Annotated in this window: 10 protein-coding genes and 1 pseudogene; 2 read left to right on the top strand and 9 right to left on the bottom strand. The window is 33.2% G+C overall.

Features of this window, described 5'->3' with window-relative positions; genetic code table 11:
* Positions 1-538: 538 nt before the first annotated feature.
* The 5 genes from HVS_RS01930 to HVS_RS01915 all read right to left on the bottom strand — a co-directional run bounded on the left by HVS_RS01930 (position 539) and on the right by HVS_RS01915 (position 14,558).
* Complete coding sequence (locus HVS_RS01930; RefSeq protein WP_101298769.1) at positions 539-1,063, bottom strand: hypothetical protein; 525 nt, start codon at positions 1,061-1,063, stop codon at positions 539-541.
* A complete protein-coding gene (locus HVS_RS01925; protein ID WP_101298768.1) occupies positions 1,060-12,033 on the bottom strand; it encodes a DUF3289 family protein in 10,974 nt (3,657 codons plus the stop codon). The genes HVS_RS01930 and HVS_RS01925 overlap by 4 nt, the downstream gene beginning before the upstream one ends.
* Positions 11,931-12,584 (bottom strand): hypothetical protein, encoded by a 654-nt coding sequence (locus HVS_RS01920; RefSeq protein WP_101298767.1) that lies wholly within the window; start codon positions 12,582-12,584, stop codon positions 11,931-11,933. The genes HVS_RS01925 and HVS_RS01920 overlap by 103 nt, the downstream gene beginning before the upstream one ends.
* A gap of 192 nt (positions 12,585-12,776) precedes the next feature.
* The gene (locus tag HVS_RS17460) at positions 12,777-12,902 is read right to left on the bottom strand and encodes a hypothetical protein (protein WP_278278673.1); all 126 of its coding nucleotides are present in this window, start codon (positions 12,900-12,902) and stop codon (positions 12,777-12,779) included.
* Positions 12,903-13,082: 180 nt separating this feature from the next.
* The gene (locus HVS_RS01915; RefSeq protein ID WP_101298764.1) at positions 13,083-14,558 is read right to left on the bottom strand and encodes an ISLre2 family transposase; all 1,476 of its coding nucleotides are present in this window, start codon (positions 14,556-14,558) and stop codon (positions 13,083-13,085) included.
* A gap of 494 nt (positions 14,559-15,052) precedes the next feature.
* Here HVS_RS01915 and ltrA point away from each other — a divergent pair.
* Positions 15,053-16,469: pseudogene (gene ltrA, locus HVS_RS01905) on the top strand (group II intron reverse transcriptase/maturase).
* A 246-nt stretch (positions 16,470-16,715) separates the two neighbouring features.
* Here ltrA and HVS_RS01900 read toward each other — a convergent pair.
* From HVS_RS01900 to HVS_RS01890, 3 genes are all read right to left on the bottom strand, one after another.
* On the bottom strand, positions 16,716-19,349 hold the full coding sequence (locus HVS_RS01900; protein ID WP_101298766.1) for an S-layer homology domain-containing protein: 2,634 nt from the start codon (positions 19,347-19,349) through the stop codon (positions 16,716-16,718).
* 29 nt (positions 19,350-19,378) lie between these two features.
* Positions 19,379-20,227: a hypothetical protein gene (locus HVS_RS01895; RefSeq protein ID WP_101298765.1), complete on the bottom strand. Its 849-nt coding sequence runs from the start codon at positions 20,225-20,227 to the stop codon at positions 19,379-19,381.
* A gap of 532 nt (positions 20,228-20,759) precedes the next feature.
* Positions 20,760-22,235, bottom strand: coding sequence for an ISLre2 family transposase (locus HVS_RS01890; RefSeq protein WP_101298764.1), 1,476 nt, complete (start codon positions 22,233-22,235; stop codon positions 20,760-20,762).
* A 180-nt stretch (positions 22,236-22,415) separates the two neighbouring features.
* On the opposite strand from HVS_RS01890, the gene HVS_RS16355 reads away from it, so the two are divergent.
* A complete protein-coding gene (locus tag HVS_RS16355) occupies positions 22,416-22,739 on the top strand; it encodes a YkgJ family cysteine cluster protein (protein WP_159063344.1) in 324 nt (107 codons plus the stop codon).
* A 208-nt stretch (positions 22,740-22,947) separates the two neighbouring features.
* Here the strand turns inward: HVS_RS16355 and HVS_RS01885 are convergent, their stop codons facing one another.
* Positions 22,948-23,151, bottom strand: coding sequence for a hypothetical protein (locus tag HVS_RS01885; protein ID WP_101298763.1), 204 nt, complete (start codon positions 23,149-23,151; stop codon positions 22,948-22,950).
* Positions 23,152-23,162: the final 11 nt, after the last annotated feature.

The following is a 23,162-nucleotide window of genomic DNA, read 5'->3' as shown; positions in this document are numbered from 1 at the left end:
TCTTTACAGCGTTAGTTGAAACAGTGCGATTTTATTATTCCAAATCTTCTATCTTCCATATTCATATTTGTTTTTTCAACTTACTCTAGGAAGAACCAATTAAATTTTACCACTGACATACTTCCTTTTATGGAATCAATATAAATATGTAATTCTCCAACTTCTTTTAAATACTCTATTTTTTATATACATTGGCTCTTCAATATTCAGTGCTTGTGCAAACAAAAATTCATCAGTAAACATCCTACATCACTCTATATATTTTAATGCTATTATATCGTATCTTTTTTAAAGTTAAATATTTTCTATATCCATATTTTCTATTTTATTCCTTGCTGTTGCCCATGCAAAACAGCGTGGAACCAGTAGGTGATAGAAAACTTTTCTATCACCTACTTAATTGCGCTATTTCCAATAACTTTAAAAAAACCTCTTTTACGCTTATATTGCATGTAGCACTTGTTTTGCTTGTTAAATATTAGCTCATATTTTAGCCCTATTAATTTTTTACAATCTACAACAACATCATAACATATTTTTATTCTTCATATTCTAGCTCTTCAACTATATCTCCATAATTGAATATTCCTTTACTTCTTTTCAAAGAAGAATATCTTATTTTACCTGAAAAATTCCTTCCATCATATATAGCCATAATCATGTCATCTTTATGATATTCAATCCTATCCACATCGAAATAACCTTCATTAGGTTCCCAATTTCTCGGTAAATACCTGCTTTCTCTATAAAAAAACATTGTGAAATAAGTATTTTCATAGTCACTCAGATCCTCTAAATAAAAGTTTTCTTTGTAAAAGCGTTCACCTACTTTTTTTAGTTCCTCTAAGTCTTCCGGAGGATTTATTATCATATAATGCCTTGTTATATGATGAGCGCCCGTATAAGAAATATAATCTTCATCCGGATGTATTTGGATAAATTCTATCTTTTCATCATTTGCATTTTTATTTTTTAATGTAACTAAAATCAAAATCAGTAGCAAAACTGCAATAAGACCTATGGAAATAAAAGTTATACATTTAGAAACCTTTATTTTACTCATTTATTTATCCTCCCACTAAATTCAACATCAAATTGAATTACTGTAATAAATGGCTTATACTTTCCTTCATAACCATCATAGTGCTGTAACATAAACCATTCTCTAAACCCGGACCTTTGACCGTGTTTTTCAATATCAGGAGAATCAAGCCCAAAATTATCATAAATATTGAATTGTAAAATTCCTTTAAATGTTTCACCATCAAATTCATACTCTCTAATTATTACATTATTTGACCAAGTATCATTTATAGCCATAGTTAGCCCTGTTGCTTTATTCCGCATTGTATTGAAATATGGTTGCGTCACGTTATCTTGAATCTTATCATGATACTCTGTATCTTTTTCATAGTTTATCTTAGTTACATCCCCTCCATGTTTTTGTAATTCTTCAATAACTATCTTTTTTATTGATTTTATATATTCTTTTGTTCTTTTATGTTTCTTTACTTTCTTTGTAAGAACTTCATTTGAATATTGTTCTTTGTCACCTTTTCTAAATGTGTCTATCATATCTAAAACCACTTTTTCTAAGGAAAACATTGAATTTGTTTTTCCCCTTTTTTCAAGTTTCTTGAATAAATAATCAGGATTACTAGCATTTTTTAGCTGTTCTTCAAATGAAGATGAAAGATCAAGAAGTTGTTCTCTACTAAAATCGTTAAATTTCAAATCATCAGCAATAGTACCATCAGAATTTAAACCTTTCTTTCTTTGAGATTGGAATACTATTACTACATTTTTATACTTATCACGTATAAGATTTGCCTCTTCGTGTCTTTTATTCCTTAATTCTAAATATTTTTCTGATCCATAACTGATATAAAGTTGATTCAAAATATGCCATTCTCTACCTAATAAAACAAGTCTTTCGTAATCCTCTAATTTCCAATATTCATAGGCATATCTTTCTTCTATTTCATCTATCCAGTGCCCTGTTGGGTCGTAGTAAACAATAGGATTATAAGCACAGTAAGCATACAAGTTAAGTGACAACGGATCATTTGGGTCTCCCCTGTATGTATCCTCCTGTAAGAACCTTGCTATCTTTGGATCATACATTCTTGCATTGAGATAATACAGCCCTGTCTCTTCATCATACTGATATCCTGCATAAGTTATATTGTTGTTTACATCTCCTGTAGATTCTAATATATTTCCAAATGCATCGTAGTAGTATGTTGCTGCCACTTCTCCCGTTGCCGCATTAACCAATGCTGTCACGTCTGCATGTCCGTTGTACATGTAGTAGTATGACTCACCGTCAACATCTCTCATCAGCAGATTAATTCCATATAAGTTCCTTGCTGTCTGATTTCCGTTTCCGTCTACTTCAAGTACTACTTTGTCATACTCATAAAGATAGTTTATTGTCTCTTGTCCTGTACTCTTTCTTATTCTCCTTCCTTCACCGTTATACGCATATGTTACCGTATCTGTATCTGTAATTGCTTCTATAAGCCTGTTAAATGAATCGTATTTATACTCTGCAATAACTTCTGTAACTCCGTTTTCTACCTTACTTACTTTTATTTGATTTCCATTCTCATCGTAATCATATTCTATTGTTTCTGCTCCTAGTATTTCTATTTTTGTCAATAAGTTTTTGTCGTTGTAGTAATAAGTTTTATTAATTGTTGTGCCAGATTCTGTTATTGTTTCTGTTTTTCTATTCCCTGCTGCATCAAAGGTATATACAGTTTCTCTTCCATTTGGCTCTATTACCTTCTTTAGTCTGTTTAACCCGTCATACTCAAAATCTGTTCTGCCCTTTAACACTCCATTTACAATTTCAATCTTTGCAATCTGATTACCTGCTTTATCGTAACGATAGTCAAATCTTTCTAATTGAGATACTGCTGTTTCTCCACTACTTGTTATCATCATCTTGCGAGTTAATAATATACGCAACAGACCATCGTCGTAATATGTGTAAAACTGCTTATATCTATATGTATTAGACCCTTCAGTAAATTGAGGATGACTTATGCTCTCTCTTGCTCCATTGTCATAATAACTATATTCTGTTAGTTTTGTAGGATCCACATTAGATATTGATGAACCTGATACCAACTCATCATCTACTACATATTTCAACCTCCCTGCCTTATCATATACCTTTGTTACTGCATTTCCTCTGTTATCCTCACTCACTTCTGCAGTTAAATAATCATTTCCATCAGATACAATTATATCATATTCATACAAGGCTTCGCCACTTATATTTCCTACATTTTTACTTATTGTTCTGTTTAATTCATCATAAATACGTATTGTTTCCCCTGTGCTGTCAGTCATTTTTATTTGGTTTCCGTTGGCATCGTATTCATATGATATTTCTACTCTCGAATATCGTGGGTTAGTTGCCATCTCTTTCATAAGTCTTCCATGAATATCATATTCATATGTAACTTCCGTGCCCAAGAAAAGAAGAATTTGATATCTGTTTCTTCCAAACTTTTTACGAAGCTCTCCTTTTGCATTATATTTATACTCTTCAAAAGTTGTACTGTCATCTTCACTTCCATTGTGATCTATCTTCTTTGTCATAAGATTTGATGCATTATATTGATACGTTGTTGAAAGAACTAAATCTCCATTAACATCAAACATCTCTTGTTTTACCATGTTACCGTTTAAATCATATTCATAGTTTGTATTTTGACCTATTGCATCAACTACATAGTCAAGTCTGTCAAATTCATCATATACATATGTTGTCTTATTATTTTCACCATCTTTTTTAATCATTACATTTCCTGCAAAATCATATGTATTGCTCTCTGTTCGTCTTTCTTCAAGTGAAAGTTCCGGATATATTGTTTTTATAAGTCTACCGTTTTTGTCATATTCATAATCTGTTCTTTGGCTCAATGCATCAAATGAATATATTTGACGATTACTTTCATCATATATGATTTTTTCAATTGACACATCATAAGCATCTTTTTTCTCTATAAGCCTGTTAATTTCATCATATACATTTTCTTCAGTGCTTACAGCCGTGTTCCCGCCTCTTGTCACTGAATTTGTAGTTGTCATTAGATTTCCATTTTTATCATATGTATAGCTTTCAATATGCTCTATTGTTTCGCTACCCTTTATTACCACTTGTTTCTTTTCTATAAGCTTGTTTAATTCATCATATTTATACTCTGTCTTATTTCCTCTTCCGTCAATTTCAAACCTTACATTTCCATTTGAGTCATACCGTGTACCAACCGTTATAGATTCCGTTCCGTCAATTTTTTGTGAAGTTTTAGATTGAAGTCTTCCTGTACCATCATATTCATATAAAATCTCTTTGTCGTAATTGTCACTTTCTCTTCTTAAATTCCTCGCAGCATCATATTCATAATTTACCCTATATGCTGAAGTACCATCTATTTCCATTGTGCTGTCAATTGGATATTTTACTTCTTTCAATTCGCCTAATGAATTGTATTTATATTTTGTTGTATTGCCATTTCCGTCAATGTGAGATATCAAATTACCCAAAATATCGTATGAATTTTCTTCTATAAGTTCCCCGACCTGTCTTGGATCAAAAGAATCTGTTGTTCCTCTTCCTACCCATTTTCTAGTCACGTTATTCAAATAGTCATAATCATATGCTGTTTTTGAATAGAATATTCCCTTCGGATGACCATTTGCAATCGTATTGCCTTTAAGATTTGTTTCAACTGTTAACCTTCCTAGCCCATCATACTCATATCTTGTTGTATATCTCCCAATCTCAGCTGCTTCAGGGTCAATAACTTTTGTAACCATGTCTGCAAGATTGTACTCATATTCTATATAGTATCCATCCTGATATCCTACTCCGTCCCATTCTTTTATCTTGTTACCATAGTTATCATATTCATATTTTCTTATTACCATGTTTATATTTGATGTCTGTTTTTGTGGATGTGAACTTGAAGTAAACTCAGTTAAATCACCCATATATCTTTTTTCTTTTAACTGATTTTCTTCATACACATATACAGTTCTGTTCATTTGGCTTATATCTGCCCCTGCAACGTAATTATCAGGTGACACTTCTGCAATAACTCTTCCTGCCCAGTCGTAATATACCACACTTACTACACTTTCCCCGTTCAGGGTCTGTACCATCTTTTCAACAAGCCCGGTATCTTCATATGTATATGTGTATTCTGTCACATTTCCTCTTCCGTCTATAACTTTTACAGGTCTTCCTTCCCAATCATACTCTGTTTCTGTTATTATATCCTGAACAACCGGCTGTGAACTACTGCTTCCTTCAGGGATAATACTTCCTTTTTCAATTGTCTTTATGACTCTGCCATAGTCATCATATTGATGTTTTTTTATTACTTCAGTTCCATATTCTTCAATTATTTCAAAATCATTTCCTAGATTTAGCTTTTTAGCCCCTGTTGTTTCTTTTATTGTATTTCCATCAGCATCATATTCATATTCTGTAACTATGGCAAATGCTCCTGTCTCGTCATCAGGTATTTCGTAAACTTCATCTGCCCATACAAATTCATACTTAACATCAGGCAATCCCAAATGGTTGTTTTTATATTTAGTAATTCTAACTTCATTTCCAACCTCTATAGTCTCTTCACTCAAATTACCATCATCATCATAATTATAATTGGAAAGCTTCGTCACTGTAACAGTTGGAGTAGCTTGTCCACCCTGATATACATATTTTGCATCTTGGACGAATACCTCTTTTAATCTTCCCATATTATCGTATTCATAAATTTTTCCAATATATGTTGATGGGTTTTCAACTATCGGTACTTTTTCCAGTCCAGTAAATTCTCCCTTTAAAATTCCTGCAGGAGTGTATTCATATTTTGTCCTGGTGTAGTATATCTCACCGTTTTTCTTTTCAATTGGAGTTCTCTTTGCAGTTATTCTTCCTAAACCATCATAGGCATACCAAGTAATTTTATCTCCTCTTATTTCTTTCATTAATTTATTATTTTTAGAATACTCCTTTACAAGGGGTTCTTCTATACCCTCTTCTTCAATTGTTTCTGTGTTTGCTTTATAGTCCCTTATTACTTTTGTAGTTATGTATTTATCCTGTTCATCCTCATAATAAACTCTCTTCTCAATCACATTGTTTTTTAAATTACTTCCTGTTTCACGTTCAGGCATGGTATAAAAGTACTCTTCCAGTACAACACCGTCATCTTCATTTGGACCTTTTTTATAAGTAAGTTTCTTGATCCTATTCATTTTATCATATTCAGTTACGTAGGTATCTCCATTAGGCTTTATCTCTTTTTGTAAATTTCCTGCATTGTCATATTCATATCTCGTAATATATATATCTCCGGTTGTTAATTTTTCAATCTTCTTTACAAGCTCATTTCTTAAATTGTATTCATATCTTGTTTCATATTCCTCACCTTCTTCATACTGCTTAGGTGTTACCTCTCTTATTATGTTTCCGTAACCATCTTCCTCTGTCAATGTTATGCTGTTCCTTCCCTTTCCATCACTTACTATTATTTTTTTCACCCTGCTTTCATTCTCATCCTCATCTTTATATTGATAGATTGTTTTAAAGCCCATCTGTGTAGTCTTCTCTACAACTCTTCCAATACCATCGTAAACATATTTTGTTTCATTTCCATCTTGATCCTTTACTGCTTTTAAATATCCATTCGTATAATATTCAAATTCGGTAATTACTCCATCTGGATTTGTAACTGTTTGTACAAGTCCTTTTATAATATGGTCAGGGTTGTATGTATATTCAGTTACAGCATAAACTTCTTTTCCATCATCAAGGTCAATTCGTTCTTTTTTCATAACTAATTTTACTCCGTCATATACGTATTCTGTTTTAGAATCTGTTATATTATTTGCTTTTTTCTCTTCTACTTTTATAAGGTTGTTTTTACTTTGATCCAAATTATCTAGAACCAAGTTAAAATCATATGAATATTCAGTATAAGGTGCATCTACAGTTGCTACCGCACTTGCATCATAGCGTTCGGTTTCTTTTACAAGATTTCCGTTTACATCAATTTCACGCATAGTAGTATAGCCGTATTTATCTTTTACAAAATATCTTGTATCTTTATTTCCTATTATTTTTATAGCTTCATCCATGCCAATGTTTGTTATATTTGTCCAAGCACCATTGTATTTTATCTCGTATTCATACTCAATTATACCACCATCCGGGTGTTCCTCTTTTATGGGATGTTTTAAAAAGCTGCTATATTCTATAGTTGTAGCTACGTTATTTTGGTCTATAAACTGCCTCTTTACAGAGCCTATTACTTCACTTCCTGTGCCAGGTTCAGCATTCTCATCCATATTTACATCTAAGAAGAGCCAGTATTTTACTTTCTTGTATGCATCATCTTGTTTATATATTCTTTCGTACTGATCATAATAATTTGTTAATATCACCTGGTACTCCTCTACAATTGTACCGTTAACCTCTTTTTCCACCTGTATTTCTACATTTTTCAATCTTCCTATATTAACACTTAGTTTCTCTAAATTCTCATCATTAACATTATTACCTGGATCATCATCAGTAAAATCCTCAGAAGTATAATAAGTATATCTTGTTCCCTTTCCGTATTCATTTATAACTTCTTGAAGCTGTCCATCATTATTTAATTTGTATTCAAATGTCCTACCTTCATTATCTGTTGCTGTTATGGTTTTCTCCAAATCATTATAATCAAATCTCAAATACCTTCCTGCTCCATCACTTATTTCGTTAATCCTGTATATTCCATTTTGCAAACTTCCACTTACATTCAGTGTATTTTCATACTTATCCTTAATTACCGACAATCTGTACAAGTTGTCTCCTGAACTTTTTGTATATTCATACTTTGTCATATCATTTTTAACCAAAATATATTTATCATTACTTTTGAAAAGTTTGCTATAATTTCCATATGAGGATATGTATTCACCGGTATCAGGATCATAATCAAACACCAAACTCCTTCCGGCTTCTGTTTTTATCTCAACACCTGATGGAATAATATTAATATAATTTTTATGTACGTAATACTCACCGTTTGATAAATATACTTTATACCAGTTTCCATTATATGTTTTAGCATGACCGTTTTCAATTTCAAGATTTAATATAGAATCCCTTGGTGCAAGTCCTATTGAATTATAATTTGTACTAGGTCCGGTTCTGACATTTAAATAAGATGCTGTAACCCGCCCATAATTTTGTTTAATTTCTAAATAGGAATCGTAATTGAATCTCCAGCCTTTTCCTATAAATGTCTCTTCATCCTTGTCCATTGAATTATATGTTCTTTGTAAATTAATCGGTACACCTGGTGAATCTATGCTCAAATCAGTTATACTTTCATAAAAATCACCCGACAAAATCCTGTCGCCCACGGTATTTTTTGTTATTGAACCGGCATACATCCTTAATCCCGGCATTTCACCAACAACATATTTTAGTGATCTTTCCATAAGTCCATTTTCATCTTCTCCACCAATTAAGTATATTTGATTATAAACCACTGCTGTTCCAAATGAACTCCTTGGTTCAGGAATTTTTTTGTGTTTACCACCATCATATATCGGTCTTAGTATATTATGGGAATCTACCCATCCTTTTTCAGGCTTTTCAGGATCAAATACCTCTACAACAGATAAATGAGATTTGCCGTTAAATCCTCCAAGTGCATATATTTTACCGTTTATAACTTCGGCACCCAAATAAGCTCTTGGATATTTTAACTGAGCACTTATAGTTTCCCATTGACCCGAATCAATATTATATTTTTCAACTGTGGATAAATATTCTCCTGAATTATTTTTACCTCCAATGACATATATATTTCCATCAAACACAACTGCTGCAGCTCCACGTCTTGCAACTGACATACTTTCTCCTTGACTCCACTCATTGTCAATAATGTCGTATACTTCCAAAACATCACTGCAGCCCTCACTGTTATATCCACCTATCACATATATTTTATTTCCCGAAGCTACTACTGCCATCTCCGCTCTGGGTGTCATATTTCCATTGGCATTAATTATGTTTCCTGTCTGTGTTACTACTGAAAAATTTTCAATGGTTCCTTCATAACCATTACTGCTTTGACCACCTAAAATATATATCTGATTATCAATTTCAACAACTCCCATATTTCTTCTTGCACTCTGCATGCTCATTTGCCTGCCGGTCCATTCTCCTTTAAGAGGGTCATATTCATTTATAACGTTATAAAATACACCGTCCTTATATCCACCTAAAGCATATATTTTTGCATAAACGGACACAACTCCTATACCATGCCTTTGTATAGGTATATTAGGCACTTCTTCAGGTTCTTCAGGCTCATAGGAAAACCTTTCTATTAAATTTCTCCACGCTTTTGTTGAATCCTTCTCTATCAATATAAGTTCATATCCTATTTCAAGTGGCTTAGTAATAACAAGATTTTCAAAAAATGAATGTTCATAATTACTCTGTACAACTGCTCTGTCAAACCATATTGTTTGTTTATCAGGACCACTTAAAATTGTTGTATGATTTTCAGCGGTAGCAAAATTTCGAGGATCACCAATCATATCATTACCTATTAACTGATAAAAATTTCTAAGCACCTCAAATCTGCCGTTGGTAAGACATGGGGCACCATCTCCACCCTTTTCAATTTCTGAATTATTTTTATGGTCTATCTTTGATATAGTTTCAAAATTACCATTAACCAGAACATAGTCATTTTGGTTTCTCATAACAAGTCTGCTATACTCAGACATTTTAAAATCTCCCCATACCACCAATGTGCCTCCACCTATATTGAGTGTACAATATGCTTGAGAATCTGAAGGATCTGACGTTAATGTAAGATTTCCTTTTACAATAAGTGTATGGCCATTTAGATCTATAACTCCCCTGTCATAGACCAAGTCACCTTCTATTTCAACATCTTTAGTTAATTTTATTATATCAGTTTCCAAATCAATTACTGCTGCATTACTAGGTTTGGACTCAACCACTATTTGATACGGACTTACACTATATCCTGTTACAGTAACAATTGGCATATAGCCTTCAATATCTGTAATTGCATATGTAAGCGCTGTTGTAGTTCCAACTTCATGACCATCTACATATATTTTATATCCTTCAAAAAAACTGCTTTCCTCGCAATAAGATTGTCCCCATGTTAATACTATCTCTGATTGACTATTCAAAGTCCATTGAAGATTTGTAGGGGGTGTAGGAAGCATACGTGATTTTGGAAAATCATCTATTACTTCCGTTAACACCCTGTTCATTGCTACATAGTCATTAGAGTTTATTAATCCATCAGCAGTTACATCACCTGCCCAATAATCATCTTCTACAGGAAATGTATCTATTATTTCCTGTATATATCTGTCCATCAAAACATAATCTATACTATTAAAAAGACCGTCTCCACTTACATCTCCTATTCCATCTTCCCTGACATTCATAGTGTTTATTCTTTCAGGCTCAACATATGTATCCCATCCTCTTAAGGAATAATTATCCCCTGTAAAAATAATTCCGGATTTAAATACCACATTTTCAATTCCATATACTCTATTGTCTTCTCCTACTTTTGCAAAGGACCAACCACTGCTAAAGCTTGTCTGAGTTACTCCGCTAAAAGAACTGTTAAGTTCAAATGTTAGCCTAACCACTTCTCCTGATTGGATTAATGGTTGATTACATTCTTCTGACTCATCTATATATAATATTTTTAGACCTCTTGATACTTCTGCAACTTCTATCTTTGCAGAAGCAACGTTTATAATGCTTCCAGCCTCAAATCCTTTATATGTCATTTCTGTTTTATCATAATTTACTATAAAATCAAAACCGCTTATTCCTTCTTCAGGAATATTGTTTATATTTATTGGTATTTCTATTTCCTGACCTGGCTCAGCCTTCATACTGGATATTTCTATTGTAAGCTGCCCTTCATCAACAAATTCTTCACTACCATCATCATTACTTTCAGGTGGTTCATTTAATAATGCTGCTCCTGCATTTAATCTCCCCGAAGTAGAAACTTTCCCAGAGAGATGTTGCGATTTCGTCACATTACCAAGTATTCTATCTTTTATCTCCGCTGTGCTTAAACTATTATCCATGCTTTTTATAAGTGCTGCTACACCTGCAACATGAGGAACTGCAACTGATGTTCCACTAAGATAATCATACTCACCTTCTGGAACTGTACTTATAATTGAAACCCCTGGTGCAGCAATATCTATACTTTCTCCATAATTAGAAAACGGTGCTAATCCACCATTATTATTTATAGCTGCAACTGAAATTATATTACCAAGATCGTAGGCAGCCGGATATACTGGCTCTATCTCTGTATTTTGACCAAAATTGCCTGCTGCACAAACAAACAGCCCCTCTGTTTGTTCTATTACATCCTTGAGTGCCTGATTATAATGTAAAGATCCCCAACTACAGTTAAAAATTGAAGCTCCCATGCTGGATGCGTATTCAATTGCTTTTATTGCATCTGAAGTTCTTCCTGTATTTCCTTCCATGAATTTAACAGGAAGAATTTTTACATTTGGAGCTACACCTGCTATTCCTTCTCCATTTAATGAAGCAGCAACAATACCGCTTATATGCGTCCCATGAAAATCATGTTCAGAAGAATCATAAACACTGTTGTCATTGTTTACAAAGTCCCACCCGTTTTTATCATCTATTAAATCATTACCATCTGTATCTTCGCTGTCTAACTCTTCATTAACATTTATAAAGATATTTTCTTCGATATCAGGATGTTTAATATCAACTCCGGTATCTATAACGGCAACTATAACATCATTTCCACCATAAGTAATATCCCATGCATTTTGAATGTTTATATCTATACCCTGTGTTCCGTTAACTCCTTTAATCTCTTGTCCGTTATTAAAAAGTGCCCATTGCTGATTAAAATACTCTTCCTGCGGCAAATCAAATGATTCCAAATATAATCAGGTTGAGCATATAAAACATCCAAATTATTATTTAAATCCTCCAGGACAGATTCTAATTTATCTTCACTTTTAATTTCTATTTTCTCCATTTGGAGTCTTTCACTAAGCCTATGGGATTTGATTTGAGAAATGCTGTTTTTTGAAGAGATTTGAGTTTTTATTTTGTCAGCATTTTTAATATCTTTATAAACTACTATTATTCCATTATCTTTTTTATCTTCTTTTTCAACATAATCTTTTTCTTTATCAATCTTTTCATCTTTTTCTAAATTATTTTCTTTTTCATCTTTGGTTTTATCTTCATCATCTTTCTTACTTTCTTCTAAAATGCCTTCCTTTTCAATATAATCTTTTTCTTCTTCAGGCATTTTATTTTCTGGCTTCAAATCATTTATTGTTACATTTTTTTCTTTTACTTCTTCTCCAATACTAAGTTGTTCCCCTTCGCTGAATGCAAAAATATTTACCACAGATGTTAAAAACATGTTGAAAGTAAGTACCATAACTATTACTATAGAAATAGCCTTTCTTTTTGTAAACATTTTTCTGCCTCCCTTAAAATTATATTATATTTTAAATTGCATTGGAACCTTTATTTTTTTAACGTTTGTGTCAAGTAAAAGTTGGCAATGATCTCTTCATCCTGTTATTTTATTGGTTTACTTGCTTTGAAGGTCAATGTGAAATCCTCATACTTTTAATTTAGTGAACTTCTTTCTGGAAAGTTTGGCTTGTTATGCATTAAAAACCCACTTTTTTACTATGCAGCATAGTTCCACACATTTATTCCACGATCCTCTTGACAACAAGCCTCTTACAGCATGTTTTGAGGCATCAGCGGCATCAACCATTCTGAACAAGGAGATATTCTATGTAAGTATGTCTGATGCTTGGCATAGAAGCCTAACATGCTGATTACTCATTGTCAAGAGGCTTTCGCGGCATAAACACTACTTTTTATAATTTAATCAAGTTAACCTGTTTTCTTAATATCATACAGGAATACCTCATTGTAAATGTGCTTAAATATCTTTTCTACTTTATCGATATATTAATTCTGTTGCACATCGATCATTAAAAATATTTCTAATAGCCTTCCTGCCCTCAGTAACTGCACATCCTTCAAATGGACGAGTCGCTTCATGAATTTTATATGTTTTTTGCTTTTTTAGTTTACTCGGAACCTTACTGGCAACCCTTTTGATAGCATCCACAATTTCTTCAAACTTCTGTTCAGGAATAACCCCATATAGTAATTTGTCTATAGTGGTATAAAGACTGCCACTGAATTTCTCTGCAAGAATCTTCGAAAGATTGTTTGCCCCTTTTATTGACCAACTCATTTTCCTTCCTTTCATTCGTTGAGCCAATACATCGCATATATTGTGTTCCATCGTGCCTAAATGCCTGTATAAAAGCCCTTCCGGTGCTTCTGGCATCTTTATGTCTTCTCTTAAATGGTAAGGTCTTAATCCCTCCTTATTCGCCGTTAAATATCCCTCAAGCGTCTTTAACTTCTTAACAGGCAATTCTTCTCCACCACATTCATACATAAGTTCCTTTATGCGTTCTAAGGCTTTCTCTTCCTCACCCTCATGAAGCTGCTTTATCAGCTTTACGGCTTCTTTTTTGTCCGGTACATTCCTCAAAACAGCCTGGCTCTTGTGGAAGGGATCTAACTGATAATAGACACCCTCCTCGCCAAGCCCTTCTTTTATCCAACTTGCTCCATCTCCATTAACAATCTTAGTTTCAATTTCATCCACATTATACTCTTCTGCTATCTTTGTATCTCTAAGTTTCTTGAACTTACGGGAATCAGTAAACCCAGCACATACACGTTTGTTTTTTAACAAATAGGCTTCTTTCTTCCCACTTCTCCTGACCCATCCTTCATACGTCACTGAAAGCTTCAACTCTTTCTTTCGACCCTTTTTAGGCTTGTCTTTTCCTTGCATGCAGAGCCAAACACCATCTGCTTCTTCAAACAATACCTTTACTTCTTTTTGGCCATTAAGTTTACAATCCTCATATTGCTTAATTTTTTCATCTTCATGTTTCTCAATCCGCTGACCTAACTCCTGCACTATATTCCAAACAGCCATATGGCTTACATCCTGGTTCGTCATTTCTTTTATGTTCTGTGCAGCCTTACGCATAGAAACGTTTGTTGCATTTTCAACCATCTTCTCAACAAGGTTTGCAGACATGTGACCTATAGTTTCCATTTCCAGATATTCATCAAGCAAATATCTGTAGCTTTTCTTCCCGTTTTCATCAACATATTCATAAACCCTTCGATCAATCTCCACGGGTCCCATGATTGTCTTAATACAAGTATGCTTGAACACCTTGAATCTAAAAACTTTTTTATCCCTTTTCTCCAAAAGCATTTTATCTAAATTTGTCAGAATCTCTGTCATCATCTTACATGCCTGTTCACAGGCATATTTATATATTTTTTTCTCTAAATCCTTGAAATTAACACCGTTTCCGTTTACACTTAGGTTATACATAAATCTACTCCTATCAATGTTTTTTTTTCCGTCAATTAACATTATACAGGATGATTTATGTATATGGGAGATATCTTCGGATATCTCCTAATTATGTGTGCCCAGCATGGGCAACAACTTGGTGGTGAAAGTCCACTACGGGCTTGGTAGTAGGAACCGTTAGCCAAGAGCAAGGGTGTCCACGGCGACGTGGAATCTGAAGGAAGCTGGAGGCAAAATCCTGAACCGACGAACAGAAATCACATCAGGCTGAAGTAGAGCGGATGAGTTTGCATAACAAAACGAAGTCCAATACTACCCGAACTCTACACAGTAAATGTGGCGGTTGCATGGGAGGAAGGTTGTTGCTCTTACCTGGGGAGGTCTCATGGACATGGGGAAACAGAGTATGAACCATGGTTGAAACAAGATTTGTCATGAGAAGTCAGCAGAAGCCATAGTACTATGAGAATCTAGATATCATAGGAAGGGCTGAATCATAGGAGATGAAGTCAATGAAAATTACTGAGAACACGTTAATATGCAGAAAACAGAATAAAGACACCATCATCAGCTGTGGGAATAGTGTGGAACACGAAAGACGCAGAAATGGGCAGAGTGATTCAAGGATGATTGAAAATGACAACATCAACACAAACAAACCAACAGAAAGAATGTTAGAAAGAATCCTATCCAGTGGCAATATGAATGAAGCCTATCAAAAGGTAAAGAGAAATAAAGGAGCAGGTGGAGTTGACCAAATGGAAATGGATGAACTTCTAGAACATTTAAAGACACACCGGGAGGAAATTCTAACATCCTTACTGAAAGGAAGCTACAAACCATACCCGGTTAAACGTGTAGAAATACCAAAAGAAAATGGTAAAACACGCAAACTGGGGATACCCACCTTAAGAGATAGAGTAGTCCAACAGGCAATTCTTCAAGTATTAAGTCCAATATACGAAAAGCAATTTGTAGAAACAAGTTATGGATTTAGACCTAATAGAGGATGTCACGATGCCCTAAAGAAATGCCAGGAATACGCAAATCAAGGATATTGGTATGTTATCGATATAGATTTAGAAAAATTCTTCGATACAGTGAATCAATCTATGCTAATGGAAATTCTATCAAGACTAATAAAAGATAATAGAGTTTTATCTTTAATCCAAAAGTTTCTAAATGCGGGAATCATGGATAGGGGGATGTTCATAAGAAGCGACGTGGGAGTTCCCCAAGGTGGACCAATTAGCCCGCTTTTAGCTAATATCATGCTAAATGAGTTAGACCAAAAGCTTGAGGAATGGGGCTATCGATTTGTAAGATATGCCGATGACCTTATGATATTTACAAAGAGCAAGAGAGCTGGACAACGGCAATTTCAAAGGGTCAGCAAATTCATAGAAGGTAAATTGAAGTTAAAGATAAACAAAGAGAAAACTTCAATAACTAGACTTAATCAAATTAAATATCTAGGATATGGTTTCTATAGAATAAAAGGCAAATGCAGATTTAGAGTTCACCCTAAAAGCATAACAAAATTAAAAGATAAACTAAGAGAGACAACAGGTAGGAGTAACGGTATGAGCATAGAAGGAAGGAAAACTAAACTTAATCAAATTATTCGTGGATGGGTCCGGTATTTTAAGCTGGCAGACATGAAAGCGATTATGCAATCCATAGATGAATGGTTAAGGAGAAGGATTCGGATGATAACATGGAAAAGATGGAAGAAGGTCAGGACGAAATTCGAAAATCTTCGGAAGTTAGGAGTAGCTAAAGAAAAAGGCATGGGAATGGGCTAACACAAGAAAAAGCTACTGGCACACAGCCAATAGCTGGATTCTTGCAACAACTCTAACCAATGCCAGGTTTGAAAAGCAAGGGTATTTAAGTCTTCTTAAATATTACCTTGAAGTTAGAGTGTAAACTATGAAACCGCCGTATACGTGAACCGTACGTACGGTGGTGTGGGAGGTCGGTAAATAAAATAATTATTTACCTCCTACCCGATTTACTTGTCTTGCCAACTATAATTATACTCTAAGATCAAAAAAGGTTAATGTCAAGTATAAGTTGGCAATTTTTTTACACTTACAAAATTCAGGTATAAATTAAGGGTTAGGAATTTTTGGTTTTCCCTAACCCTTTTTGCTATTATAGGTAAATTAAAATTCAGTTATTGATATATTTATAAATAATAGCTGCGGCTTCTGCAAGGGTAATATTATTAAGCGGTCTGAAAGTATTATCAGGATAACCTTGTACAAGTCCAAGTTCATTTGCTCTGGCAACAAATCCTCTTGCATAGTTGTGAATTTCACCCTTGTCATTAAATGGTAATATTTTATCTGACTCTCCTAAACCAAACGCATTCACTAGCATAGTTACCATTTCTTGACGATTGCATTTATTATGAGGTTTAAATGTGTTATCGTCATATCCGTGTATAATCCCATTTTCTTTGGCTATAAGTACATACTCATATGCCCAACTAGGAATCTCATCTGCATCTGCAAATTCCAATGTTTCTTGACCGGAAGCAGAAAGTCCCAAGGTTTTTACTAAAATAACCGCCAATTCCGACCTTGTAAGGTTTCTGTCAGGTCTTACCATTCCATCAGGAAAACCAGCTATTATTCCTAATCTATTTAACTTCATTATTTGTTCTTCTGCCCAATGACCTTTTATGTCTGAAAAAGCTTCTGGTATTTCTTCTTCTGGTTTTACAATATCTTCATCCTCTTTGTCTGTGTCTTTTTTCTCTTCTCTTTCCACAAGTATTGTATATTTTTTTGTATTTCCTGCCTCAGAGGTTACTATAACATTTACTGTATTGATACCTACTTGAAGAGCATCTGCTCCTTCAATTCTTACCTTAGCTGAATCATCTTCAGCTACAGCTTTAACTTTTACACTTGTTGTATTATTATCTACCACAGCATCATAAACTAATACATTTGCTTTGAAATCAGGTGAAATATCTACCCCTTCAATAGAAAGATATCTAAGATTAGCATTATTAGATTTTATTTTTGTACTTCCTTTAACTCTTTTATATGAATCACTTACAGAGATTTTTACTGTATCTGTAAACCCACCGTCATTGGTTACAACTGATATAGTCGTTTCTCCTTCTTTTAGAGCTTTAATATTACATTTTAACCCATCCGGTTCTATCGATACAATTGATGAATCCTCCACATACCACAAAACTTTTTGATTGTCTGCATTATAAGGATTTAAAACGGCTCTGATTGTTGTTTTTTCTCCTGTAGGTATTTTAACATCACCTTCTGCTATTATTACTGAATCTACGGATATTATTCCCCTTTTTGCAACAGTAACATTAAACTTGGTTTTTATTCCTTTTGAAGTTTTTGCTGTTACTTGAACAGTTCCCTCAGATAACCCAATTATTACGCCGTATTCATTTATTTCAATTATTCCCAAATTTTTATCATATTCGTAAGTAATTTTCTCTTCTATCACATCATCCGAATCAAATTTTGGCTCAATAACTACTCTTTCTCCCGGTTGCATTATTATGTCATCTACATAAATAGATTTTGCTTCTTTGGATACAGTTACAATACATTTTAAAATTATATTTCCGTCAGTCGCAGAAACAATTGCCCTTCCATAACCTTTCGCAGTAACTTCTCCTTCTTCTGATACAGTTACAATCTCTTCGCTTGAAGAACTCCATGATACTTTTGACGCCACTTCACCGGTAATATTTATTTTTTTAGATTCTCCAATTTTAGTTAAGTCTAATCTGTGATCAATTTCCCAATCAACATTATATTTAACCGCTTCATCTGCTTCTTTCTCACTTAATGAACCAATATTTTCAGGTGTTACTTCTTTTTCTGTCATATCTAAAGTAATAACATGACCGGTTTCATCTTTATCATTTTTAAAATATGTAGCTGATGCTGTTACTTCTCCATCTTTATTTAATGTAGATATTTCTGTTCCAAACTGTAAATCCTCATCTCCCAAATATTTAAACACTACTTTATAACCGCCGTTAGGTATATAAATAATAGCATTTAACCCTTCTTCAAAATCAGATGCTGTGGAATAAAAGCTAAATCCTTCTTTGTCAAATCCTTCAGTTTCAACGTAGGAAAAAGTATATTCTTCACCATCAAAGACAAATGTATTCTTAACATTTCTTATTGAGGCAACAACATTTCCATCTTTATCTTCAATAAAAACCTCTACATTTTGAGGACTTTCCATATAAAGCTTTATATCATTCTTAACCAATAAATCTATCATTTCATTCATATTAGCTATACCATGAGTATTAGCTACTTTATAATTTGCATCTGTCAGCACCACTGCAAATTTATATGCTTGAGAACTCCAAAGCATTGTATTCTTGTCATCCACAAGATAACCCAGACCGTCAATTACAGTCTCCGGTGTATCCCCTCCACCATCAACATTTAATTTACCAAGTGTCTCAATCATATCTTTTGTTGAATAGTGCCATGTTGAACCCTTTAATTTATGTACCTTTGTTGAATCAATACCGTCCGCACTAATATCACGGTACTCTATAATTCCTATTCGCAACTCTATTCCTTTTTCTTCTAGATAAACTGCAAAATCTGATATGTTTCTCTTTACATTATCAATGTATGGACCCATTGAACCAGTTGTGTCAATAACAAAAGCCAAATCAACTTTCTCTTTTAATTTGTTTTGTGATCCTGAAACAGTCATTCCAGATAATGATGACATTAGTACCGCAATTACTGTAATAATCGAAAACAGTACTTTAAAATTTCTTTTCATAAAATATCAACTCCTCTAAAATTTATTTTTTAATTATTTTTATTTGCTTCTATAAATGCTATTTCCCGTATATTTGTAACATCAAACTTAACTAACAGTTTAGTTTCTTTAGTCTCCGGTATGTACTCATATAAGCATGTAAAACTCTTTTTTTTAGGACTATTATCTATGGTTTTAAATATTATTCTTCTATTTGCATACATAATACCAAAATAGAAAATTTCTTCATTAAGTTTTTCTTTTATACTATCATATAAGTCAGGATATTCACTAATAATCACCTTGCCTTCTAAATCTCCTATATCTTCATCTATATAGTGGAAAAAAATTTCTTCCGATTTATTTGTGTTTGTATTATATCTAAATGTATGAACTTTTTTATCCTCATCAACAAAAATGTAATAAATATCGTCCTTAAAAGGAAATACCTTTGTTATATTAATATCATTATATTTATCATTTGTGCTTATAATTTTTTGTTTTGCCTCTTTGTAAATTTCCCTTTCACCATATAAACTTATCAATTCATTGTATTCTGACTCTTTTATGCTTTCTTTAACGCCGTATTCTGTCTTTACTTTATAATATCTGTAGTTATCTATCATCATCATTCCGGATTTTTGAGTGCAGACAATCATATCGGCAGGTTGGTTTTTAATATAATTATACATTAAAACATTTCTAACTGAAATTGCTATTAAAATAATGGCAAAAGCAACTGCTGTTATTTTTATTATTTTTTTAACTTTTTTTTTGCCCATTTCGTCTAAATTATTTTTATAGTGCCTGAGAAAAATAAATATCCCTGCTATTAATAAAAGAAATAAAAAAAGTGCTGCCAATCCTCCATAATTTATTGACGCCTCTTCTACTATCATAAATTCACCCCATCTACCTTTTAGCCAAAAGTTGTAATTACATTTTTTATAATTATATCATTTAAAATCCTAAAACTCAATAATCTTATCCAAAAAGTTTGTGTCAAGTAAAAGTTGGCAATGATCTCTTCATCCTGTTATTTTATTGGTTTACTTGCTTTGAAGGTCAATGTGAAATCCTCATACTTTTAATTTAGTGAACTTCTTTCTGGAAAGTTTGGCTTGTTATGCATTAAAAACCCACTTTTTTTACTATGCAACATAGTTCCACACATTTATTCCACGATCCTCTTGACAACAAGCCTCTTACAGCATGTTTTGAGGCATCAGCGGCATCAACCATTCTGAACAAGGAGATATTCTATGTAAGTATGTCTGATGCTTGGCATAGAAGCCTAACATGCTGATTACTCATTGTCAAGAGGCTTTCGCGGCATAAACACTACTTTTTATAATTTAATCAAGTTAACCTGTTTTCTTAATATCATACAGGAATACCTCATTGTAAATGTGCTTAAATATCTTTTCTACTTTATCGATATATTAATTCTGTTGCACATCGATCATTAAAAATATTTCTAATAGCCTTCCTGCCCTCAGTAACTGCACATCCTTCAAATGGACGAGTCGCTTCATGAATTTTATATGTTTTTTGCTTTTTTAGTTTACTCGGAACCTTACTGGCAACCCTTTTGATAGCATCCACAATTTCTTCAAACTTCTGTTCAGGAATAACCCCATATAGTAATTTATCTATAGTGGTATAAAGACTGCCACTGAATTTCTCTGCAAGAATCTTCGAAAGATTGTTTGCCCCTTTTATTGACCAACTCATTTTCCTTCCTTTCATTCGTTGAGCCAATACATCGCATATATTGTGTTCCATCGTGCCTAAATGCCTGTATAAAAGCCCTTCCGGTGCTTCTGGCATCTTTATGTCTTCTCTTAAATGGTAAGGTCTTAATCCCTCCTTATTCGCCGTTAAATATCCCTCAAGCGTCTTTAACTTCTTAACAGGCAATTCTTCTCCACCACATTCATACATAAGTTCCTTTATGCGTTCTAAGGCTTTCTCTTCCTCACCCTCATGAAGCTGCTTTATCAGCTTTACGGCTTCTTTTTTGTCCGGTACATTCCTCAAAACAGCCTGGCTCTTGTGGAAGGGATCTAACTGATAATAGACACCCTCCTCGCCAAGCCCTTCTTTTATCCAACTTGCTCCATCTCCATTAACAATCTTAGTTTCAATTTCATCCACATTATACTCTTCTGCTATCTTTGTATCTCTAAGTTTCTTGAACTTACGGGAATCAGTAAACCCAGCACATACACGTTTGTTTTTTAACAAATAGGCTTCTTTCTTCCCACTTCTCCTGACCCATCCTTCATACGTCACTGAAAGCTTCAACTCTTTCTTTCGACCCTTTTTAGGCTTGTCTTTTCCTTGCATGCAGAGCCAAACACCATCTGCTTCTTCAAACAATACCTTTACTTCTTTTTGGCCATTAAGTTTACAATCCTCATATTGCTTAATTTTTTCATCTTCATGTTTCTCAATCCGCTGACCTAACTCCTGCACTATATTCCAAACAGCCATATGGCTTACATCCTGGTTCGTCATTTCTTTTATGTTCTGTGCAGCCTTACGCATAGAAACGTTTGTTGCATTTTCAACCATCTTCTCAACAAGGTTTGCAGACATGTGACCTATAGTTTCCATTTCCAGATATTCATCAAGCAAATATCTGTAGCTTTTCTTCCCGTTTTCATCAACATATTCATAAACCCTTCGATCAATCTCCACGGGTCCCATGATTGTCTTAATACAAGTATGCTTGAACACCTTGAATCTAAAAACTTTTTTATCCCTTTTCTCCAAAAGCATTTTATCTAAATTTGTCAGAATCTCTGTCATCATCTTACATGCCTGTTCACAGGCATATTTATATATTTTTTTCTCTAAATCCTTGAAATTAACACCGTTTCCGTTTACACTTAGGTTATACATAAATCTACTCCTATCAATGTTTTTTTTTGTCAATTAACATTATACAGGATGATTTATGTATATGGGAGATATCTTCGGATATCTCCTAATTATTTACTTGTCTTGCCAACTATAATTATACTCTAAGTTTTACATATCATTTACCCACACAAAATAGCGAAGCACCATAAATATTTTCAAATGCAAATACCGTGTCCATTTTTATTAGAATCAGGAGATTGCTCTATATATATTGTAAGACCACAAGCATGTAGAAAACATATTATTTTTGGGAATCCATCTACTTGTGAATATAATCAAAAACAGAATACTTATTCAGGAGGAATTACAAAAGCATTAGAGGATATTACAATTCAAATGTCATCCAATATTTTTAAAGATAAATTTGTACTCACAAAACATACTTCAACAACTCAAGAAATTGTTTTCATGGTTAAACATTTAACACATTGGTTTTCAAATGGTTTTAAAGATATAGATTTTAATAAACTTAATTCTATATAATAATAAAACAACTACCATTAATTTGTTTTGGCGAAGCTATAATAAATAACTTATATTATTTGAACCTTGAAAAAATGGCACTGGTGAAAGTGTCTATATATATTAATGAAGAAACTCTGACAGTTAAGGAATATAAGTATGATCAAATAGATAAAAAAACTAACATTTAAACAATATCTAAATGTTAGTTTTTTATTATTAAAAGCTTCTATTTTATTACAAAGAGTGTAATTGATACTGCTAAAAGTAAAAGTGAAATGGTTATCATAACAGCATATTTTTTTATTATCTTAGTTTTTGCTTTAGAATCACCTTGAAGCTTTTTGTACTGTTTAATTTCTCGAAAAATCGATATTCCAATAATACTCAAAACAAAAATGGGAAGGGCATACTTCACGTATAATTGCCACATTGATTTACCCT

Origin of the sequence: Acetivibrio saccincola (genome assembly GCF_002844395.1) — a bacterium.
GTDB classification, from domain to species: Bacteria; Bacillota; Clostridia; order Acetivibrionales; family Acetivibrionaceae; genus Herbivorax; species Herbivorax saccincola.
The sequence above is the reverse complement of the archived record's forward strand: the minus strand, read 5'-3'. Positions and strand labels throughout refer to the sequence as shown.